This window comes from Geobacillus sp. G4, assembly GCF_040327975.1.
GTDB classification, from domain to species: Bacteria; Bacillota; Bacilli; order Bacillales; family Anoxybacillaceae; genus Geobacillus; species Geobacillus thermoleovorans.
In genome coordinates this window covers 80,788-97,527 of the sequence record NZ_JBEPJY010000002.1, presented here as the reverse complement: position 1 = coordinate 97,527, position 16,740 = coordinate 80,788, and the positions used below count along the sequence as shown (strand labels likewise).

The window sequence follows — 16,740 nt, the reverse complement described above, 5'->3', positions numbered from 1 at the left end:
TGCGGCGCTCAGCCGAAACGTTGGTGTGAAACCGTTTGAGGGATTTGTTCGCGGACGTGTTCGGCGAGGCGCGGCGAAAAACGCTCGTTCATATTCCATGAGGTTGTCTCATAAATTAGTACAAACGTTGTTGGAAAGGTGGAGGGGGGACGTATGGATCGACGCGTCCGTGAGATGAAAAAACGCATTGAAAAACGAAGAAGGGAACGTCAATATAAGGGGCAGGATCCAAAAGAATCTAGATGGAGCGCCGCTGATGAGGAGCGGTACGGGCTGCCGGTCGTCACGTATGACCGCTATTCGTTTGAATCCGCTCCCCATCCGTTGTTCCGCAAAGAATGGTTTTTATTCAAAACACTCATCGCTGCCTGTCTCGTGCTAGTGACGGCCATTTTGTTCCGGCATCCGTCCGCTTCCCTCGAGCCGGCGCGGCAGTTTATTGCCCGGACGATGGAAACCGAGTTTCAGTTTGCGGCCGTCTCAGCCTGGTATGAAAAAACGTTCGGTGAGCCGCTCGCTTTTTTTGCCCCGAAAAAGGAAGAAAAGGTGAAAACGGCTTCATCCTATGCAGTGCCGGCTTCTGGACGGATTCTCGAAAGTTTTGAAAAAAACGGGGAGGGTGTGACGATCGAAACCGAGAATGGAGCCAAAGTGGAAGCGATGAAAGAAGGGATTGTCACCTTTGCCGGTACGAAAGACCGTCTCGGCAAAACGGTCATCATCCAACATGCGGACGGCACGGAGACGTGGTATGGACGTTTGGGGGCCATTTCGGTGAAATTGTATGATTTTGTAGAAATGGGGCAGGAAGTTGGCACGGCCGGGGCGAGCGAGGCAAATAAACAGAAAGGGCTGTTTTATTTTGCTATTAAACAAGGAGATGAATTTATCAATCCGATTCAGGTGATTTCCTTTGAATAAGTATATGGCGCTGCTCGGGAAGCTGCACGTCCACCCACTGTTATGGCTGATCGGCGGCATCGCGGTGCTTACCGCCCATTTCAAGCAGCTTTGCCTGTTGTTTTTCATCGTCCTCGTTCATGAGCTCGGCCATGCGGCGGCAGCCGCGTTTTTCTCTTGGCGGGTGAAGCGGATTTTGCTGCTGCCGTTCGGCGGAGTGGCGGAAGTCGAAGAGCACGGCAACCGGCCGTTCCGCGAGGAGTGGATCGTGACGCTCGCCGGGCCGGCCCAGCATCTGTGGCTCGTAGCGGCGGCGTTTTTTTTGTGGAAGGCCGGCATGATGGATGGCGGGAGCTGGGAGCTCTTTTTTCGCTACAATGCGGCCATTTTCGCTTTGAACTTGCTGCCGATCTGGCCGCTGGATGGAGGCAAGCTATTGTTTCTACTGCTGTCCTACCGCCGCCCGTTCAGCGAAGCGCACCGGAACACGGTCGCCGTATCGGCCGCTGCGCTTGCTGTCGGCGTCGTTCTTTTGTTGGTGTTGGCGCCGCGCCAGCTTGATTTATGGGCGATCGCCGGCTTTTTGGCGCATGCTCTTTTGCAGGAGCAAAAGCAGCATCCGTATGTCGTCATGCGCTTTTTGCTTGAGCGGTATTATGGAAACAAAGGCGGCTATACAAAGCTGCGGACGATTACGGCGCCGGCGGACGAACGCATCTCGGCCGTGCTGCAGCGATTTTACCGCGGACAAAAGCATGCGATCATCGTCGTTCGCGACGGGCGCGAACGGGCGACGCTCGATGAAAACGAGCTGCTGCATGCGTTTTTTGCCGAAAAACAAGCCGATGCGCCGCTTGGCGCTCTCATCTATTGATCGTGGCTATATATAAAAGTTTCACATATCCTTGATGGAAAAGTCGCTTATCTATTTTTCGACTGACGAAGGCAAGCCACAGGCTTGCCCTCGTCACACCTTGGCGTGACGGGAGGCCGAACAGCCGCTCGCTTCACAGACTCATACATGGGTCTGAAAGCGGCGTTGTTCGGTCGATCAACAGTCGATCAAATACTCGGTAAAGTTGCAAATGGCAAAGCTTCAAATGGCCTCTCTATATAGTCGTTTGCACCGTTTCATCATCGCCCGCCGGGGGACGAAGATGACGGTTGACGGCCGGCCGTTTCTATGTTACGATAGATGACGTTGTAGACTTTTTGTCCTGCCAACAAGGGCAAAAGAGGGCTGCTGTCGCAAAAAGACGCACCCGCACTACAACCGCTCAGCGCGGGCGATGAAGCGCTCCGTCTTGGGCCGCCTTGGCGCTGGCGAGTCTGAGTCCATGAAGGAGGTGCGATGCATGTACGCAATTATCGAAACTGGCGGCAAACAATTGAAAGTCGAAGAAGGCCAAGAAATTTACATCGAAAAATTGGATGCGAATGAAGGCGATACGGTCACGTTTGACAAAGTGCTGTTCGTCGGCGGGGAAACGGTGAAAATCGGCAACCCGACAGTCGAAGGCGCAACCGTGACGGCGAGAGTGCAAAAACACGGCCGACAAAAGAAAATCATCGTCTTCAAATATAAAGCGAAAAAGAACTATCGCCGCAAACAAGGCCACCGTCAGCCGTACACGAAAGTCGTCATCGAAAAAATCAACGCGTAAAGATGATCCGCGTCACGATTGAACGGGAAGCGGACGGCCGCATCCGCGCGTTTACGATGGAAGGGCACGCCCATTTTGCGAAACGCGGGCAGGACATTGTATGCGCCGGCGCTTCGGCGGTCTCGTTCGGCACGATCAACGCCATCGAGACACTTATTGGCGTAAGCCCGCATGTTTCGCTCGGCAAAGACGGCGGCTACCTCCGCTGCGAGCTTCCGGAGCTGGAAGAAGCGGCGGCAGAGAAAGTACAGTTGTTGTTGGAAGCGATGGTCGTTTCGCTAAAGACGATCGAACGCGATTACGGAACATTTATCCGCGTGACATCCATCTAGCGGGAGGTGACTGCCATGCTGAGACTTGACCTGCAATTTTTTGCTTCGAAAAAAGGGGTCGGTTCGACGAAAAACGGCCGCGACTCGATCGCGAAACGTCTTGGCGCAAAACGGGCTGACGGTCAATTCGTCACCAGCGGTTCGATTTTGTACCGTCAACGCGGAACGAAAGTCCATCCGGGCTTGAACGTCGGCCGCGGCGGCGACGATACGCTGTATGCGAAAATCGACGGCATCGTCCGCTTCGAGCGGCTCGGCCGCGACCGCAAACGCGTCAGCGTCTATCCGGTCAGCCAAGAAGCGTAATCGATGTGGAAAAAACTCTAACCGTTCGGTTAGAGTTTTTTCTTTTTGGGGTAGAGAAAAATCGTTCTCGTTCAATGTCAAAAAATGTTATAGTAAAAGTACATGCCTCCCCCATAGCCGGGAGGCGGAACTCCAAGCGAGGCGGGGAGCCTACGCTTAGTGGATAGGGGAGCGTCGGATGGAGAAGCGATGGACTGTCGTTGAGGTGATGCGCCATGCTCGCCATGACTGGTTGAACAAAATCCAGCTCATCAAAGGGCATTTGGCGCTTAATAAAATCGAACGGGTGCAGGAAATTATTGAAGACATGATCGGTGAGATGCATCAGGAAACGCGATTGACGAATTTGAAGGCTGAGCGGTTCGCTGAGCTTGTCATGACTTATAACTGGGAGCCGCGCCCGCTCGTTCTTGAGTATGAAATCACGGACGGCGAAGCCGATTGGTCGCGGTGTGATGAACAGCTGGCTGAATGGTGCCGCACATTTTTTCGTCTGCTCGAAGCGCAATCCGATGAGCGGACAGAAAACTATTTATGTTTGTCCATTGAACTGTCCGACCGACGGGCGGCGCTGTTTTTGGATTACCGCGGCACGTTTAGGGATGGCGAAACCATTCGTGCTTGGCTTGAGCGCTGTGAACCATCACCGCCGCTTCGGCTCGCGTCGTTTGCTGTTGGCGAGGGCGAATTGACGGTGGAGCTTGAGCTTTTGGCGGCGGAATCTTGATCGTTGATTGGACGAAGGAGAATGGACGAGCCCATGGAGTGCGGACGGATCGATCCAATCGGGCCGAAAAGCGGCGGCTGGGCTTGAACCGCCCGCCAGCCTGCAGACGGCCGATGCTTGCGTACATATTGACATCATGGAATCGACTCTGTATACAATAATAAGTATTAGTCATACTCATTTCACCATGATACCATGATGGAAGCGAATCGGAGGAACAGCCATGTTTGTTGATCAGGTGAAAATTTATGTGAAAGGCGGGGACGGCGGCAACGGCATGGTCGCGTTCCGCCGGGAAAAATACGTCCCAAAAGGCGGGCCGGCCGGCGGAGACGGCGGCAAAGGCGGCGATGTCGTCTTTGTCGTTGATGAAGGGCTGCGGACGTTGATGGATTTCCGCTACCAGCGCCATTTTAAAGCGCCGCGCGGCGAAAACGGCATGTCGAAAAATCAACACGGAAAAAATGCGGAAGACTTGGTTGTCAAAGTGCCGCCTGGGACGGTCGTCATTGATGCGGACACAAACGAAGTGCTGGCTGATTTGACAGAAGCGGGACAACGATTTGTCGTTGCCAAAGGTGGGCGCGGCGGGCGCGGCAACACCCGATTTGCGACGGCGTCCAACCCAGCGCCGGAAATTGCGGAAAACGGCGAACCGGGCGAAGAGCGCAACATCATTTTAGAGCTGAAGCTTCTCGCTGACGTCGGGCTGGTCGGGTTTCCAAGCGTCGGCAAATCGACGCTGCTGTCGGTCGTCTCCGCAGCCCGTCCGAAAATCGCCGAGTACCATTTTACGACGCTCGTTCCGAACTTGGGCGTTGTCGAAACAGAAGATGGGCGCAGTTTTGTGATGGCCGACTTGCCGGGATTGATTGAAGGGGCCCATCAAGGGGTTGGGCTCGGGCATCAGTTTTTGCGCCATATTGAACGGACGCGCGTCATCGTCCATGTCATCGACATGGCGGCGGTCGAAGGGCGCGATCCGTACAACGATTATCTCGTCATCAACGAAGAGCTGAAACAGTACAATTTGCGCTTGACCGAGCGGCCGCAAATTGTTGCCGCCAATAAAATGGACATGCCGAACGCCGAAGAAAACTTGCGCCGCTTCAAAGAGAAAGTTGGCGATGCGGTGCCGGTCTTTCCGATTTCGGCGGCGACAAGACAAGGAGTGCGCGAGCTGTTGTTTGCCGTCGCCGACCTGTTGGAAACGACGCCGGAATTCCCCCTTCATGAACGGGAAGATCCGGCCGTGCAGCGCGTCGTGTACAAATATGAAAAAGAGGAGCCGCCGTTTACGATCACCCGCGCCAGTGATGGAGCATTCATTTTGGCGGGCGACAAAATCGAAAAGTTGTTTAAGATGACGGATTTCTCGCGCGAAGAATCGGTGCGCCGCTTCGCCCGCCAGCTTAAGGCGATGGGAGTGGATGATGCGCTGCGCGAGCGCGGCGCGAAAGACGGAGACACGATCCGGTTGCTTGATTACGAGTTCGAGTTTGTCGACGACTGGGATGAATAGAGCGGGGGAAGGTGCCGTGGAGAAAAAATTTTATTTGGTGCGCGAAGACGTCCTGCCGGAAGCGATGAAGAAAGTCGTGCTCGCTAAACAGCTGCTTGAGCGGAAAAAAGCCGCCTCGGTCGCCGAGGCGGCGCAGCTCGCCAACATCAGCCGCGGCGTTTTTTATAAATACCGTGATGCCATTTTTCCGTTCCAAGCGGTGACGAAAGAAAACATCGTCACGCTCTTTTTCCATTTAGAAGACCGCTCCGGAACGTTGTCAAAGCTGCTTGGCGTTGTGGCGGCGGCCGGCTGCAACGTGCTGACCATCCATCAAACGATTCCGCTTCAAGGGAGGGCGAACGTGACGCTGTCGGTCAGCACAAACGATATGAACGAGGAGATTGATGAGCTCCTCGCTAAGCTCAAACAGCTCGAATTTGTCGAAAAAGTGGAAATTGTCGGTTCGGGAGTGTATTAAAGCAAGGGAGAGGCAAACGAGATGAAAATCGGTTATTTAGGACCGAAGGCGACGTTCACCGAAGCGGCGGCTGCTCTTCTTTTTCCGTCGCAGCCGCGGGAGCCGTATGACACGATTCCCGATTGCATTGACGCCGCGGCGGCCGGAGAGATTGAAGCGGCTGTGGTGCCGCTCGAGAACGCCTTGGAAGGATCGGTCAGTTTGACACTCGACTATTTAATTCATGAACAGCCGTTGCCGATCATCGGCGAAATCGTTGTGCCGATCGAGCAGCATTTGATGGTGCACCCATATTTCACCCCGCATTGGCGCGAAGTGAAAGAAGTGTATTCCCACTCGCACGCCATCGCCCAATGCCGGAAGTTTTTGCATACGGTGCTGAAAGGCGCGAAGCAAGTGCCGATGACGTCAACGAGCGCCGCCGCGAAATTTGTCAGCGAGCATCCGCACTTGCCGGCGGCGGCGATCGCCAACCGGCTGGCGGCGGAAAAATACGGGCTAGTGATCGTGCAGGAAAACGTCCACGATTACGATTACAACCATACGCGCTTTATTGTCGTCAGCCGGCGCAAAGAGCCGCTTTCGCCTGCTTCGCCTCTTTATGCCGGCGACAAGACGACCGTGGTCGTCATGCTGCCGCAAGACCGTCCGGGCGCACTCCATCAAGTGTTATCAGCGTTTGCCTGGCGGCGGCTCAATTTGACGAAAATCGAATCGCGCCCAGCGAAAACGGGCCTTGGAAACTATTTCTTTATTATTGACATCGACGCGCCGATGGATGACGTCCTCATCCCGGGGGCGATCGCGGAAATTGAGGCGCTCGGCTGCACAGTGCAGCTGTTGGGCAGCTATCCATATTATTTTGCTTGACGCAGACAAAAACACGCGGGCGGCCTGCTGCCGTCCCCCTGTTCCTTTTTATATAGATGCAACGAAAACGTTTACCATATCCTTGACGGAAAAGCGGCTTGTCCATTTTTCGACTGACGGAGGCAAGCCACGGGCTTGCCTCCGTCACGCCTTGGCGTGACGGAAGACCGAACAACCACCCGCTTAGCCCCATACATGGGTCTGGAAGCGGCGTTGTCCGGTCGATCGACAGTCGATCAAATGCTCGGTAAAAGCTGCAAATGTGAAAGCTTCAAATGGCATCTATATAGATGGCCCGCCGCGCAGTATTCCGCAGGGAATGAACCGATGTTCGGCCAGGTCCAGTTTACGCTTCGATGAGGAAGCCGGCTTGTTTCAAGGCGCGGCAGGCGGCGTCAAGCTTCACTGGTGAATCGGCTTCCAACGTATGCAAATGGGTTCCGTCTGTCAGCTGCAACAAATACGACGATTTTGTCGCCTCGATTTTGGCGATGAATTGGTCGACTTCCAGACGGTTGCTCACCATGATCGAGGCGGTTAAATCGCCGTAGACCGGATGCTCGATTTTGACGTCCTTGACCGTCACGCCGCAATCCACGAGCAAATACAACTCTTCTTTCGTCTGTTCTGGCGTATGGAAGCAGGCGACCGTCCTCGTGTACGTTTTGGCCGGTTCAGCCGGCTTTAAATACAAATAGCCTTGGCTTGTGGCGATGATTGGTTCGTTGCGCGCCTTTAACAGTGAAATGTCTTGGACGATCACTTGGCGGCTGACGTTCGTTTTCGCTGCCAGCTCAGCCCCCGTGAGCGGCGCTTCGCTTTCTTTCAACCATTGCAAAATGAGCTGGCGCCGCCTTTCCCCTAAAATTTTCTTTTCCTCTTTCACCCGCCATTCCTCCTTTCATGCCGATGTAAGTCGCTCCAATGTGGAAACGAACTGGTCGATCTCCGCTTCGGTCGTGGCCGCGCCCAATGAGACGCGGATGAATTGCTTCGCTTCTTCAGGCGTTTTCCCGACGGCGAGCATCGTCCGCGACGGCGCCTGCAGCCCGACTTGGCAGGCGCTGCCGGTGGAAATGGCGATGCCGGCGCGGTTGCATTCAAGCATCACAAGCTGCCCTTCGTACCCAGCGATGGACAAACCGATAATATGGGCAAGACGGAAATCGGGATGGCCTTCCACCGTCACCGGCAGCTGTTTGGCGGCGATGGCGTGAAGCAACCGATTCCGCAGTCGTTCCAAACGCGACTGTTCGTCCGCCATTCGTCGATGGAGCTGCTGCGCGGCCGTAATGAAGGCGGCAATACCCGGTACGTTGACCGTTCCCGGCCGAAAGCCTGATTCGTGCGTCGCTCCCGGGAATACCGGCTTCCAATGCCGGCGCGGGTTGATGTACACAGCGCCGACCCCTTTGGGACCGTACACTTTATGGGCGGAAACGGATAGGCTGTCTAGTCCTATCTCTTGAACATCTAGCTGTATTTTAGCAAAAGTTTGCACGCAGTCGCTATGAAAAAGGACGCCGTGCGCCCGCAGGAGGCGGCCGATGTCGGCAAGCGGCTGAATCGTGCCGATTTCCGAGTTGGCGTGCTGGATGGAAGCAAGGATCGTCTTCGGCGTGATCGCCCGCTCCAAATCGGCAAGTCGAATGCGCCCGAATCGGTCGACGGGCAAATACGTGACCGTATATCCTTCTGTTTCCAGCTGTTTGAACAGGTGATGGAGCGAGGCATGCTCGATTTCGGTCGTGATCAGGTGGTTTCCCTTATGCCGGTAGGCGGCAGCTAGCGAACGGATCGCGAGCAAGTTCGCTTCCGTTCCGCCGCTTGTGAAATAGATCCCTTCCGCTTCTCCGTTAATCATGGCGGCGAGTTCGCGCCGGCATAAGGCAATCAGTTGTTTCGCTTTCGTTCCGATGTCATGCAAGCTGCTTTCGTTGCCAAAGTAAACGGACGCCGCTTCAGCGTAAGCGGCGATCGCCTCTTGGCACATTGGCGTCGTTGCCGCGTAATCCAAATAAATCATATTCCCCCGCCTTTGCATCATTTTTTTCGCCAAACCTCTTGCCATTAGTTTAAATATGTGTAAATATAGATGTCAAGACAGGTGAAAAGAAAGGGGCGTCCGAGAGTGAAGGAAGGTGGCGTGATTATCGTCGGAAGCGGGCTGGCGGCGTTAACGGTCGCGTATCATTTATCTGAGCTCGACCATGTGATGATATTCACGAAAAAACGTTGCACCGACAGCAATTCATGGCGGGCGCAAGGAGGGGTGGCCGCGGCGCTGGCAGAGAGCGACGATTGGCGCGCTCATTTCCGCGATACGATGGTCGCCGGCTGCTTTCATAACGATGAACGAATGGTCGAACGGCTCGTCCGCGAAGGGCCGAGGCGGCTGCAAGAATGGATCAACGCCGGCATGGCGTTTGATCGGGACGAACGCGGCCGGTTTTGTTTCGGCCTTGAAGGCGGGCATAGCCACCGCCGGATTTTGCACGCCGGCGGCGATCAAACGGGCAAAGCACTCGTTTCGTTTTTGCTTGAGCGGCTCGAGGGACGCGTATGGATGGAAGAAGGCGAGCAGGTGATTGATTTGCTTGTGGAAGAGGGGCGTTGCGTCGGGGTGAAAACGAAGCGGGAAGACGGTTCGGTGTCCATTTGGCCGGCGTCGGCCGTCGTGTTGGCGACCGGTGGATGCGCCGGATTGTATACGTTCACTTCCAATGCGCCGACGGCGACTGGCGACGGCATTGCCATGGCGTACCGCGCCGGTGCGGCGGTGGCGGATATGGAGTTTATCCAATTTCATCCGACGATGCTCGTTGCCGGCGGAAAAGCGGTCGGGCTCGTCTCGGAAGCGGTGCGCGGCGAAGGGGCGGTGCTTGAGGCGGAAGATGGAAGACCGCTGATGGACGGCGTCCATCCGCTTCGCGATCTCGCTCCGCGCGACATCGTCGCCCGAGCGATCGCGGCGGAACTCGATCGCGGCGGCCGCGTCTATTTGAATATTTCCCGCGTGTCCCACTTCCGCCGCCGCTTTCCGACGATCGCCGCGCTATGTGAGGCCTATGGCGTCGACCTTGAAGCCGGCCGCCTTCCTGTCGCGCCGGGCGCCCATTTTTTAATGGGCGGCGTTGTCGTCAACGAGTGGGGGCAGACGACGGTTCCGGGCTTGTACGCCGTCGGGGAAGCGGCGTGCACCGGTGTGCACGGCGCCAACCGGCTCGCGAGCAACTCGTTGCTTGAAGCGATCGTCTTTGGATTCCGTGCGGCCTGCGCCATCCGCCGTCAAGCGGCGTGGCCGGAAACGGTGCACCGAGCGGATTCATCCAGCCCGCGTCGTTTGATTGTACCACGGCTGCCAGAGCGGGCGTTGCTCCGCGAACAGCTGTCAACGTTTGTCGGCATCGTCCGCAACGGCGATCGGCTTCGCGAAGCGGTCGACTGGTTGGAACAGTTTTCGTTGCCGGATTGGCTGGATGGCGACCTTGAACGATTGTCGGCAGAGGAGATTGAAACAGGATATATGTTGCTAGTGGGCTGGCTTGTCGCTTCATCAGCGCTTGGGCGCACGGAAAGCCGCGGCGGCCATTACCGGAGCGATTTTCCGCGTGAACGCCCGGAGTGGCGGGGGCGGCGCCTCGTGCGGACGAAAGAAGAGTGGGCCCGCCTTGGGGCTGGGAGGTAAAGCGGCAAAGAAAACGGAGGGATGAAAGATGAACCGGTTGAAGCTCGAACAACTGTTGCGACAGTTTTTTCTTGAAGATATTGGCGACGGCGATGTGACGAGCGAGACGATTTTTCCGGCTCATGAACGGGCATCAGGCATGTTTATGGCCAAAGCGGACGGGGTGGTGGCCGGCGTCGGCATTATTGCGGCGGGCTATCAGCTGCTGGATCCGCGCGTCGAAGTAACCATCATGAAACAGGACGGCGAACGGGTCCAAGCCGGCGAAACGATCGCCGTCGCATCCGGACCGGTCGGGCCGCTGTTGTCCGGTGAGCGCGTCATTTTAAACTTGCTGCAGCGGTTAAGCGGCATTGCCACCGTGACGCGACAGGCCGTTGACTTGCTTGGCAATAGCTCCACACGCATTTGCGACACGCGGAAAACGACGCCGGGGCTGCGCATGCTTGAAAAATATGCCGTCACATGCGGCGGCGGCTACAATCACCGCTTTGGCTTGTACGACGGTGTCATGATTAAAGACAACCATATCGCCTTTTGCGGATCGATCGCCCGCGCCGTCAAAACGGTGCGGGAGCGGCTTGGGCATATGGTGAAAATCGAAGTAGAGACCGAAACGGAAGACGAAGTGCTCGAGGCGGTCGAGGCCGGGGTGGATGTCATTATGTTTGACAACCGGACGCCGGATGAGGTGCGGGCGTTCGTCCGGCTTGTGCCAAAGCCGATCATCACGGAAGCGTCGGGGGGAATTACGCTCGCCAATGTGGCGGCGTACGGCGCGACCGGAGTCGACTACATTTCGCTCGGATGTTTAACCCATTCCGCCCCGGCGCTCGATATTAGTTTCAATTTGCGATAATGGAGGGGAGAACCGTGAACGTCCTTGAACAGTTGAAACGGCTGGATGAGATGCCCAAACGGTATAAAACGATGGAACGAAGCGAGCTCGAAGCACGCGCCCGCGCGGTGAAAGAACGGTTCGGCCGGCGCCTTTTCATCCCGGGTCATCACTACCAAAAGGATGAGGTCATTCAGTTCGCCGATGCGACCGGCGATTCGCTTCAGCTTGCCCAGCTCGCGGCAAAGAACAGCGAAGCCGAATATATTGTGTTTTGCGGCGTCCATTTTATGGCGGAAACCGCCGATATTTTAACGAGCGACGACCAAACGGTCATTTTGCCGGACTTGCGCGCCGGCTGTTCAATGGCCGATATGGCCGATATTTTTCAAGTCGAGCGGGCATGGGCGGCGCTTATTGAGCGGTTTGGCGAGACGATCGTGCCGCTTGTGTACGTCAATTCGACCGCGGCGATTAAAGCGTTTGTCGGCCGCCATGGCGGAGCGACCGTCACCTCGTCGAACGCGAAAAAGATGATGGCTTGGGCGTTTTCACGGAATGAACGGATTTTCTTTTTGCCGGATCAGCATTTAGGGAGAAATACGGCCTATGCGCTCGGCATCCGTCTTGACGAGATGGCGGTGTGGGATCCGCATGAGGAGACGCTCCAAGGGGCGGACGATCTCGACAAGGTGAAAGTCATTCTTTGGAAAGGACATTGCTCCGTGCATGAAAACTTCACCGTGCGACAAATCGAGCATATTCGACGGATGAAGCCGGGAATCCATGTCATCGTCCATCCGGAATGCAGCTGGGAGGTCGTCCAGCAAGCAGACTACGCCGGTTCGACAAAATACATTATTGAAACGATCCGCAATGCTCCACCCGGCACCCAGTGGGCGATTGGAACGGAAATGAATTTGGTGAACCGGCTGAAGCATGAACATCCAGACAAAGAAATTGTTTCTCTCAATCCATATATGTGCCCGTGTTTAACGATGAATCGAATTGATTTGCCGCATTTCGTCTGGGCGCTCGAATCGCTTGAGCAAGGAGCGATCGTCAATCGCATCACCGTTCCGAAAGACATCGCCGCAGAGGCAAAAGAGGCGCTCGACCGCATGCTTTCGCTTGCCTAGCTTTTTCCCTGGCTTGACGAGGAGGGATCCTCGTTCGGTCAGGGATTTTTTTATCATAAATCAACGATCATCGTCATACATTGTGTTGAAAGACGATAACGGGAAACAAGCATCGGTTCGATCGAGCGTAAACAGTCTCGGTTTAGGAGGGGAATGGAGTGAAAATCCATATTGTCCAAAAGGGCGACACCCTTTGGAAAATCGCCCAAAAATATGGAGTGGATTTTGAACAATTGAAAAAAATAAATGGGCATTTGAGCGACCCGAATATGATTATGCCTGGAATGAAAATCAAAGTGCCGACAGCAGGGGTGCCGGTCAAAAAAGAGACGAAGGCGCCTGTGTCACCCAAAAAAATGCACGTAAAAGAGCACCCGTACGCGGAGGCGAAACCGTTCGTCTCATTCCACATTGATGCCGAGCTTGACACTGCTGTCGCCCCTGCTCCGGAAGGCGAGGCAGCGGTAAACGAACCGGCGGGTGAGGCGCCGAAAGCAGTGGTAAAGAAAACGCCCAAAGCAGTCGTAAAGGAAACACCGAAAGCGCCGGAGAAGAAGGCGGAGAATGTGCCAGTGAATGAAGCGCCAAACGTGCCGGTGAACGAAATGCCAAATGTATCAGTGAATGAAACGCCGAATGCGCCCATCAATGAAGCGCCAAAGGCACCGGCGGGTGAGGCGCCGAAAGCGGCGATGAACGAAACGCCAAAGGCTGTCGAGAAAAAAGCGCCAAAAGCAACGGCACAAGAAGCACCAAAAACGCCGAAAGCGGAGGCAAAAGAAGGGGCAAAAGCGAAAGGCGCCTCTGTGCCGCCGCTTGTGCATACGATTCCGCCGGTGGCCCCGCCTCCTCAACTTTCGTTCGCTCAATCGCTGGCCAACGTGCCGCCGATTCCGCCGAAGCCGAGCAATATTTTGCCCAACATGATGAAAGAGGAGGACAATGAAAGCCCAGCTGAATGGAAAGGGGAACCGGCGGCTGAGAGCGAAGACGCGCCGCCGCTGCCGAACATTCCATACGTTCCTGTCGCCCCGCCGACGATCCCAATATTTGGCACTGACCAAGGATGTACGCCAGTGCCGCCAGTTTGGCCGGGGAGCGGTTTTTACGCGCCGCCGCTGCCGATCATGCCGACGTCCTATCCGCCATCGTCTGCGCCGTCGGCCGTTGGGAAAAGCGGTGAAAGTCCGGAAAACGGTTCGGCGCCGTTTCCCGGCATTCACGAAAGCAGCAGTGAATCATTAGAGCCGCCGTTTTCTGGGCCTGGGGTTGCCGCCCCGTTTGTCCCGTCCGCAGGGGGCGTTCTCCCGCCGCCCGGCGCTGCAACGCCAGTTTATGCGCCGCCTGCGGCGCACCCCTCGCCTTTTGGGTATGCACCGGCCTATGCGCCGCCCCCGTACTATTATGGAGGGTACGCCCTGCCGGCTCCATACGGATATGCGCCGCAGTCAGCGCCGCCGCTTCCGTGGCCAGGCGTCGTTTATCCGACAAGTCCAGCGGGATACTCGCCGCCATCCTACCCGCCATCATCCGCCCCGCCGGTCGCCGGCCCCCGTTTGTTTAGCGAACCGCCGGATGAGGAGAGCGGGCATGGCGAGGAACAATAACCAAGTGAAAAGAGACGCCGCCGGCCGTCTCTTTTTTCTTCTTGACCGCCAATATCGGCTTGTTATTCAACAAGTTGTGGCATTGAAACCGCATGTCTTAGCCATTGCCGCCCGGCAAGGAATGTTTGTCGCCAAAGCGTATCGCTTTCCTGTTGCGGCCGCGCGGCACGCCTGGCTTCTTGCCGCATTAAGGAAGACCGGTTTTTCCGCCGCGCCGGCCCCTATGCCGATCGGGCGCGGAGGAGTGGTTGAAGCCGGCGGATGCTATTGGCTGCTGACGGAATATGTAGCCGGAGCGCGTCCAATCTCGTTTGCCGCTTGGGCTGACGCCGCTGACGGACTTCATTTGCTCGAACGTTACCATACAGCAACGGCAAACATCGCCAGCAGCAAGCAGGAGGCGATGGGGCTGCCGCGTGCGCAGCTGTATGACAAATGGCGGCGCCGCTATGAGGAGTTTTGCCGACATTTGCCTGTTGTTGAAACGATCATGGACAAAGAAGACATTTTATTTACGCTGCGCTGGGCGGATTACTGTCTATCAACGTGTCGCGAGCATGCTCCAGAGTTGACGGCGGATTCTGCTGCCATCATTCATGGTGATGTCGCCTCCCATAATTTTTTGCGCACCACAACCGGCCAGATGTACCTCATCGACTATGACGCGGCCGCTCTTGCCTCGCCCGGGCTTGACTATTGCCAATACGCCAATCGCCTCTTGCCGTATATCGGTTGGTCATATTCAACACTCGCCCGTTTCGCTCCGCTTCGCCGTTGGTTGGAAAAACGCTGGTTTTTGCATGCGCTCTTATTTCCGGCTGATGTGTTTCGCGAATGGCGGTCAGCCGCCGCGCGCCGCCGCCCTCTTGTGTTTGACCGCAAGCGGAGAGAACGGTTTGTCCGCCGCCTTTATGCTATGCTACAATGAGAAATGGAATCTTTGGAAAAGGAGTCGAGGGCGGATGCAAGAAAAAATTGACAAACTCGTGCAATGGTTGCGTGACCAAGTCTCATCAGCCGGTTTAAACGGGGCGGTCGTCGGCATCAGCGGCGGCATCGACTCGGCGGTTGTCGCCCATTTGATTAAGCGTGCCTTTCCGGACGATTCGCTGGGGCTGATTATGCCTTGCAAAAGCAATCCGAAAGATATGGAAGATGCGCTGAAAGTGGTGAAAAGCTGCGGCATCCGGCATTTGGTCATCGATTTGACCGAGGCGCACCGGACGTTGTTTGGCGCGGTCGAGGCCGAGCTGAAAGCCATCGGGGAATGGAGCGAAGAGCGCGCGCGCCTCGGCGATGCGAATACAAGGGCGCGTTTGCGCATGACGACGTTGTATGCGGTCGCCAACAATTACGGCTATCTCGTCGTCGGTACGGACAACGCCGCCGAATGGCATACGGGCTACTTTACGAAATACGGTGACGGTGGAGTCGATTTAGTGCCGCTCATTCACTTTACAAAAGGCGAAGTGCGCGAAATGGGCCGTCTGCTCGGCGTCCCGGAAGAAATTATCAAGAAAGCTCCAAGCGCCGGACTGTGGGAAGGGCAGACGGATGAAAGCGAAATGGGCACGACGTATGAAATGATCGATAAATATTTAAAAGGGGAAGATATTCCAGAACGCGATCGGAAAATTATTGAACGGCTTCATGAACGTTCGCATCATAAACGGCAGTTGGCGATTGCGCCGCCGAAGTTTTAGCTGTCATCTCGTTGGGTTGAACTGACAGCGATAAACCCCCCGCGTTTGCCGCAAGCTAAACGTAAGGCTGGCTTCATGCCAGCCTTGGGCGAAGGAAACCAAGGGGGGTTTTCCATTGAGATACGCGGTCAGATGGATCGGCGCGTTGTCGGTCGCCGGATTGCTCGCCTCATGCACCAACTACCGGGCGAATGAGGAAGGGGCGCAGCGTTATCATGATGCGGCGAGACCGATCGGTTTTTACTCGACGGAGCGAGGCGACGATTTCCGCTATGGCCGATACGGGACGAATGCGCTCAATTATGACAACCGTTATATATGGGCGCGCCGCGGTCCGGTCACCGATTATTTGACGGACGGCGGCCGCCTCGGAGGACCAGCAGCGACCCGGTTTGACACGGACGTTCCGGCTCTTCCGCCCGACGTCGATTTCGGTGACAGTGATTACAACTACCATGGGCATTTGCACTCGCTAAACGTCGATCCGCACCCGTCGTACTACCGAAGCTATGCCGGCGGTTTGGCTGAGAAGCTCTCCCGCCGCGCCGCAGCGGTGAACGGAGTCGACGATGCCCGCGCGGTTGTGTATGGCGATCAGGCGCTCATCGCGATTGCCACAGACGCCCGCCATCCCAAGCGGCTTGAGAAGCGTGTCGAGCAAGCGGTCGCTCCGTACGCGGACGGCAAGCGGGTGCGCGTCACCTCGAATCCGAGCATGTACCACCGCATTCGCACGATTGACAACGCGCTTCGACGCGGGACTCCAATCAATATGGAAGAAATCCGCCGTGATTTGCGCACCATTTTTATCGATGGCACGATTCAAGAACGGCCGGAAAACACTCGGTGACAAACGAAAAAGGCGTCCCAAAAAAGCGGGGCGCCTTTTTTCATGGCTGCTCCTTCGCTGGAGCTTGGCTGACAATTTCCGCGTTTTTTGCTATAGTAATAGTCGGAACATTCCGTTGCGATGAGAGGAGAACT

18 protein-coding genes and 1 other annotated feature are annotated in these 16,740 nt (G+C 56.0%); of the genes, 16 read left to right on the top strand and 2 right to left on the bottom strand.

Going from position 1 to position 16,740, the window contains the following annotated elements:
- Positions 1–153: 153 nt before the first annotated feature.
- The 9 genes from ABS784_RS02775 (at position 154) to pheA (ending at position 6,781) form a co-directional block, all read left to right on the top strand.
- The gene (locus ABS784_RS02775) at positions 154–921 is read left to right on the top strand and encodes a M23 family metallopeptidase (RefSeq protein WP_144329548.1); all 768 of its coding nucleotides are present in this window, start codon (positions 154–156) and stop codon (positions 919–921) included.
- Positions 914–1,774, top strand: a complete 861-nt coding sequence (locus ABS784_RS02770) for a site-2 protease family protein (protein ID WP_352511380.1) — start codon at positions 914–916, stop codon at positions 1,772–1,774. Before ABS784_RS02775 ends, ABS784_RS02770 begins: the two co-directional genes overlap by 8 nt.
- A gap of 387 nt (positions 1,775–2,161) precedes the next feature.
- Positions 2,162–2,241: a sequence feature (ribosomal protein L21 leader region), on the top strand.
- Between the two features lie 14 nt (positions 2,242–2,255).
- Positions 2,256–2,564 carry a 50S ribosomal protein L21 gene (gene rplU / locus ABS784_RS02765; RefSeq protein WP_011232086.1) on the top strand — a complete coding sequence of 103 codons (309 nt, stop codon included), beginning with the start codon at positions 2,256–2,258 and terminating at the stop codon, positions 2,562–2,564.
- A 2-nt stretch (positions 2,565–2,566) separates the two neighbouring features.
- Positions 2,567–2,896 carry a ribosomal-processing cysteine protease Prp gene (locus ABS784_RS02760; protein ID WP_011232085.1) on the top strand — a complete coding sequence of 110 codons (330 nt, stop codon included), beginning with the start codon at positions 2,567–2,569 and terminating at the stop codon, positions 2,894–2,896.
- A 15-nt stretch (positions 2,897–2,911) separates the two neighbouring features.
- The gene (gene rpmA / locus ABS784_RS02755; RefSeq protein WP_011232084.1) at positions 2,912–3,202 is read left to right on the top strand and encodes a 50S ribosomal protein L27; all 291 of its coding nucleotides are present in this window, start codon (positions 2,912–2,914) and stop codon (positions 3,200–3,202) included.
- Between the two features lie 178 nt (positions 3,203–3,380).
- A complete protein-coding gene (locus ABS784_RS02750; protein WP_352511377.1) occupies positions 3,381–3,929 on the top strand; it encodes a Spo0B C-terminal domain-containing protein in 549 nt (182 codons plus the stop codon).
- 223 nt (positions 3,930–4,152) lie between these two features.
- Complete coding sequence (obgE, locus tag ABS784_RS02745) at positions 4,153–5,451, top strand: GTPase ObgE (RefSeq protein ID WP_044730706.1); 1,299 nt, start codon at positions 4,153–4,155, stop codon at positions 5,449–5,451.
- 16 nt (positions 5,452–5,467) lie between these two features.
- Entirely contained in the window at positions 5,468–5,911 is a 444-nt protein-coding gene (locus ABS784_RS02740; RefSeq protein WP_044730707.1) for an ACT domain-containing protein, read from the top strand.
- Between the two features lie 21 nt (positions 5,912–5,932).
- Positions 5,933–6,781: a prephenate dehydratase gene (gene pheA / locus ABS784_RS02735; RefSeq protein ID WP_044730708.1), complete on the top strand. Its 849-nt coding sequence runs from the start codon at positions 5,933–5,935 to the stop codon at positions 6,779–6,781.
- Positions 6,782–7,127: 346 nt separating this feature from the next.
- Here the strand turns inward: pheA and ABS784_RS02730 are convergent, their stop codons facing one another.
- Both ABS784_RS02730 and ABS784_RS02725 read right to left on the bottom strand, forming a co-directional pair.
- Complete coding sequence (locus tag ABS784_RS02730) at positions 7,128–7,667, bottom strand: transcription repressor NadR (RefSeq protein ID WP_013144620.1); 540 nt, start codon at positions 7,665–7,667, stop codon at positions 7,128–7,130.
- A gap of 15 nt (positions 7,668–7,682) precedes the next feature.
- On the bottom strand, positions 7,683–8,807 hold the full coding sequence (locus ABS784_RS02725; RefSeq protein ID WP_352511374.1) for an IscS subfamily cysteine desulfurase: 1,125 nt from the start codon (positions 8,805–8,807) through the stop codon (positions 7,683–7,685).
- Positions 8,808–8,876: 69 nt separating this feature from the next.
- Between ABS784_RS02725 and nadB the strand changes: the two genes are divergently transcribed.
- From nadB to ABS784_RS02690, 7 genes are all read left to right on the top strand, one after another.
- Positions 8,877–10,469, top strand: coding sequence for an L-aspartate oxidase (gene nadB / locus ABS784_RS02720; protein ID WP_173400011.1), 1,593 nt, complete (start codon positions 8,877–8,879; stop codon positions 10,467–10,469).
- Between the two features lie 28 nt (positions 10,470–10,497).
- Complete coding sequence (nadC, locus tag ABS784_RS02715) at positions 10,498–11,328, top strand: carboxylating nicotinate-nucleotide diphosphorylase (protein ID WP_352511372.1); 831 nt, start codon at positions 10,498–10,500, stop codon at positions 11,326–11,328.
- 14 nt (positions 11,329–11,342) lie between these two features.
- Positions 11,343–12,446: a quinolinate synthase NadA gene (gene nadA / locus ABS784_RS02710; RefSeq protein WP_011232075.1), complete on the top strand. Its 1,104-nt coding sequence runs from the start codon at positions 11,343–11,345 to the stop codon at positions 12,444–12,446.
- A 158-nt stretch (positions 12,447–12,604) separates the two neighbouring features.
- On the top strand, positions 12,605–14,053 hold the full coding sequence (gene safA, locus ABS784_RS02705) for a SafA/ExsA family spore coat assembly protein (RefSeq protein WP_352511370.1): 1,449 nt from the start codon (positions 12,605–12,607) through the stop codon (positions 14,051–14,053).
- Positions 14,037–14,981: a phosphotransferase gene (locus ABS784_RS02700; RefSeq protein WP_033025913.1), complete on the top strand. Its 945-nt coding sequence runs from the start codon at positions 14,037–14,039 to the stop codon at positions 14,979–14,981. Before safA ends, ABS784_RS02700 begins: the two co-directional genes overlap by 17 nt.
- 34 nt (positions 14,982–15,015) lie before the next feature.
- The gene (gene nadE, locus ABS784_RS02695) at positions 15,016–15,756 is read left to right on the top strand and encodes an NAD(+) synthase (protein ID WP_011232072.1); all 741 of its coding nucleotides are present in this window, start codon (positions 15,016–15,018) and stop codon (positions 15,754–15,756) included.
- Positions 15,757–15,871: 115 nt separating this feature from the next.
- Complete coding sequence (locus ABS784_RS02690; RefSeq protein WP_011232071.1) at positions 15,872–16,606, top strand: YhcN/YlaJ family sporulation lipoprotein; 735 nt, start codon at positions 15,872–15,874, stop codon at positions 16,604–16,606.
- The last annotated feature ends 134 nt before the right edge of the window (positions 16,607–16,740 follow it).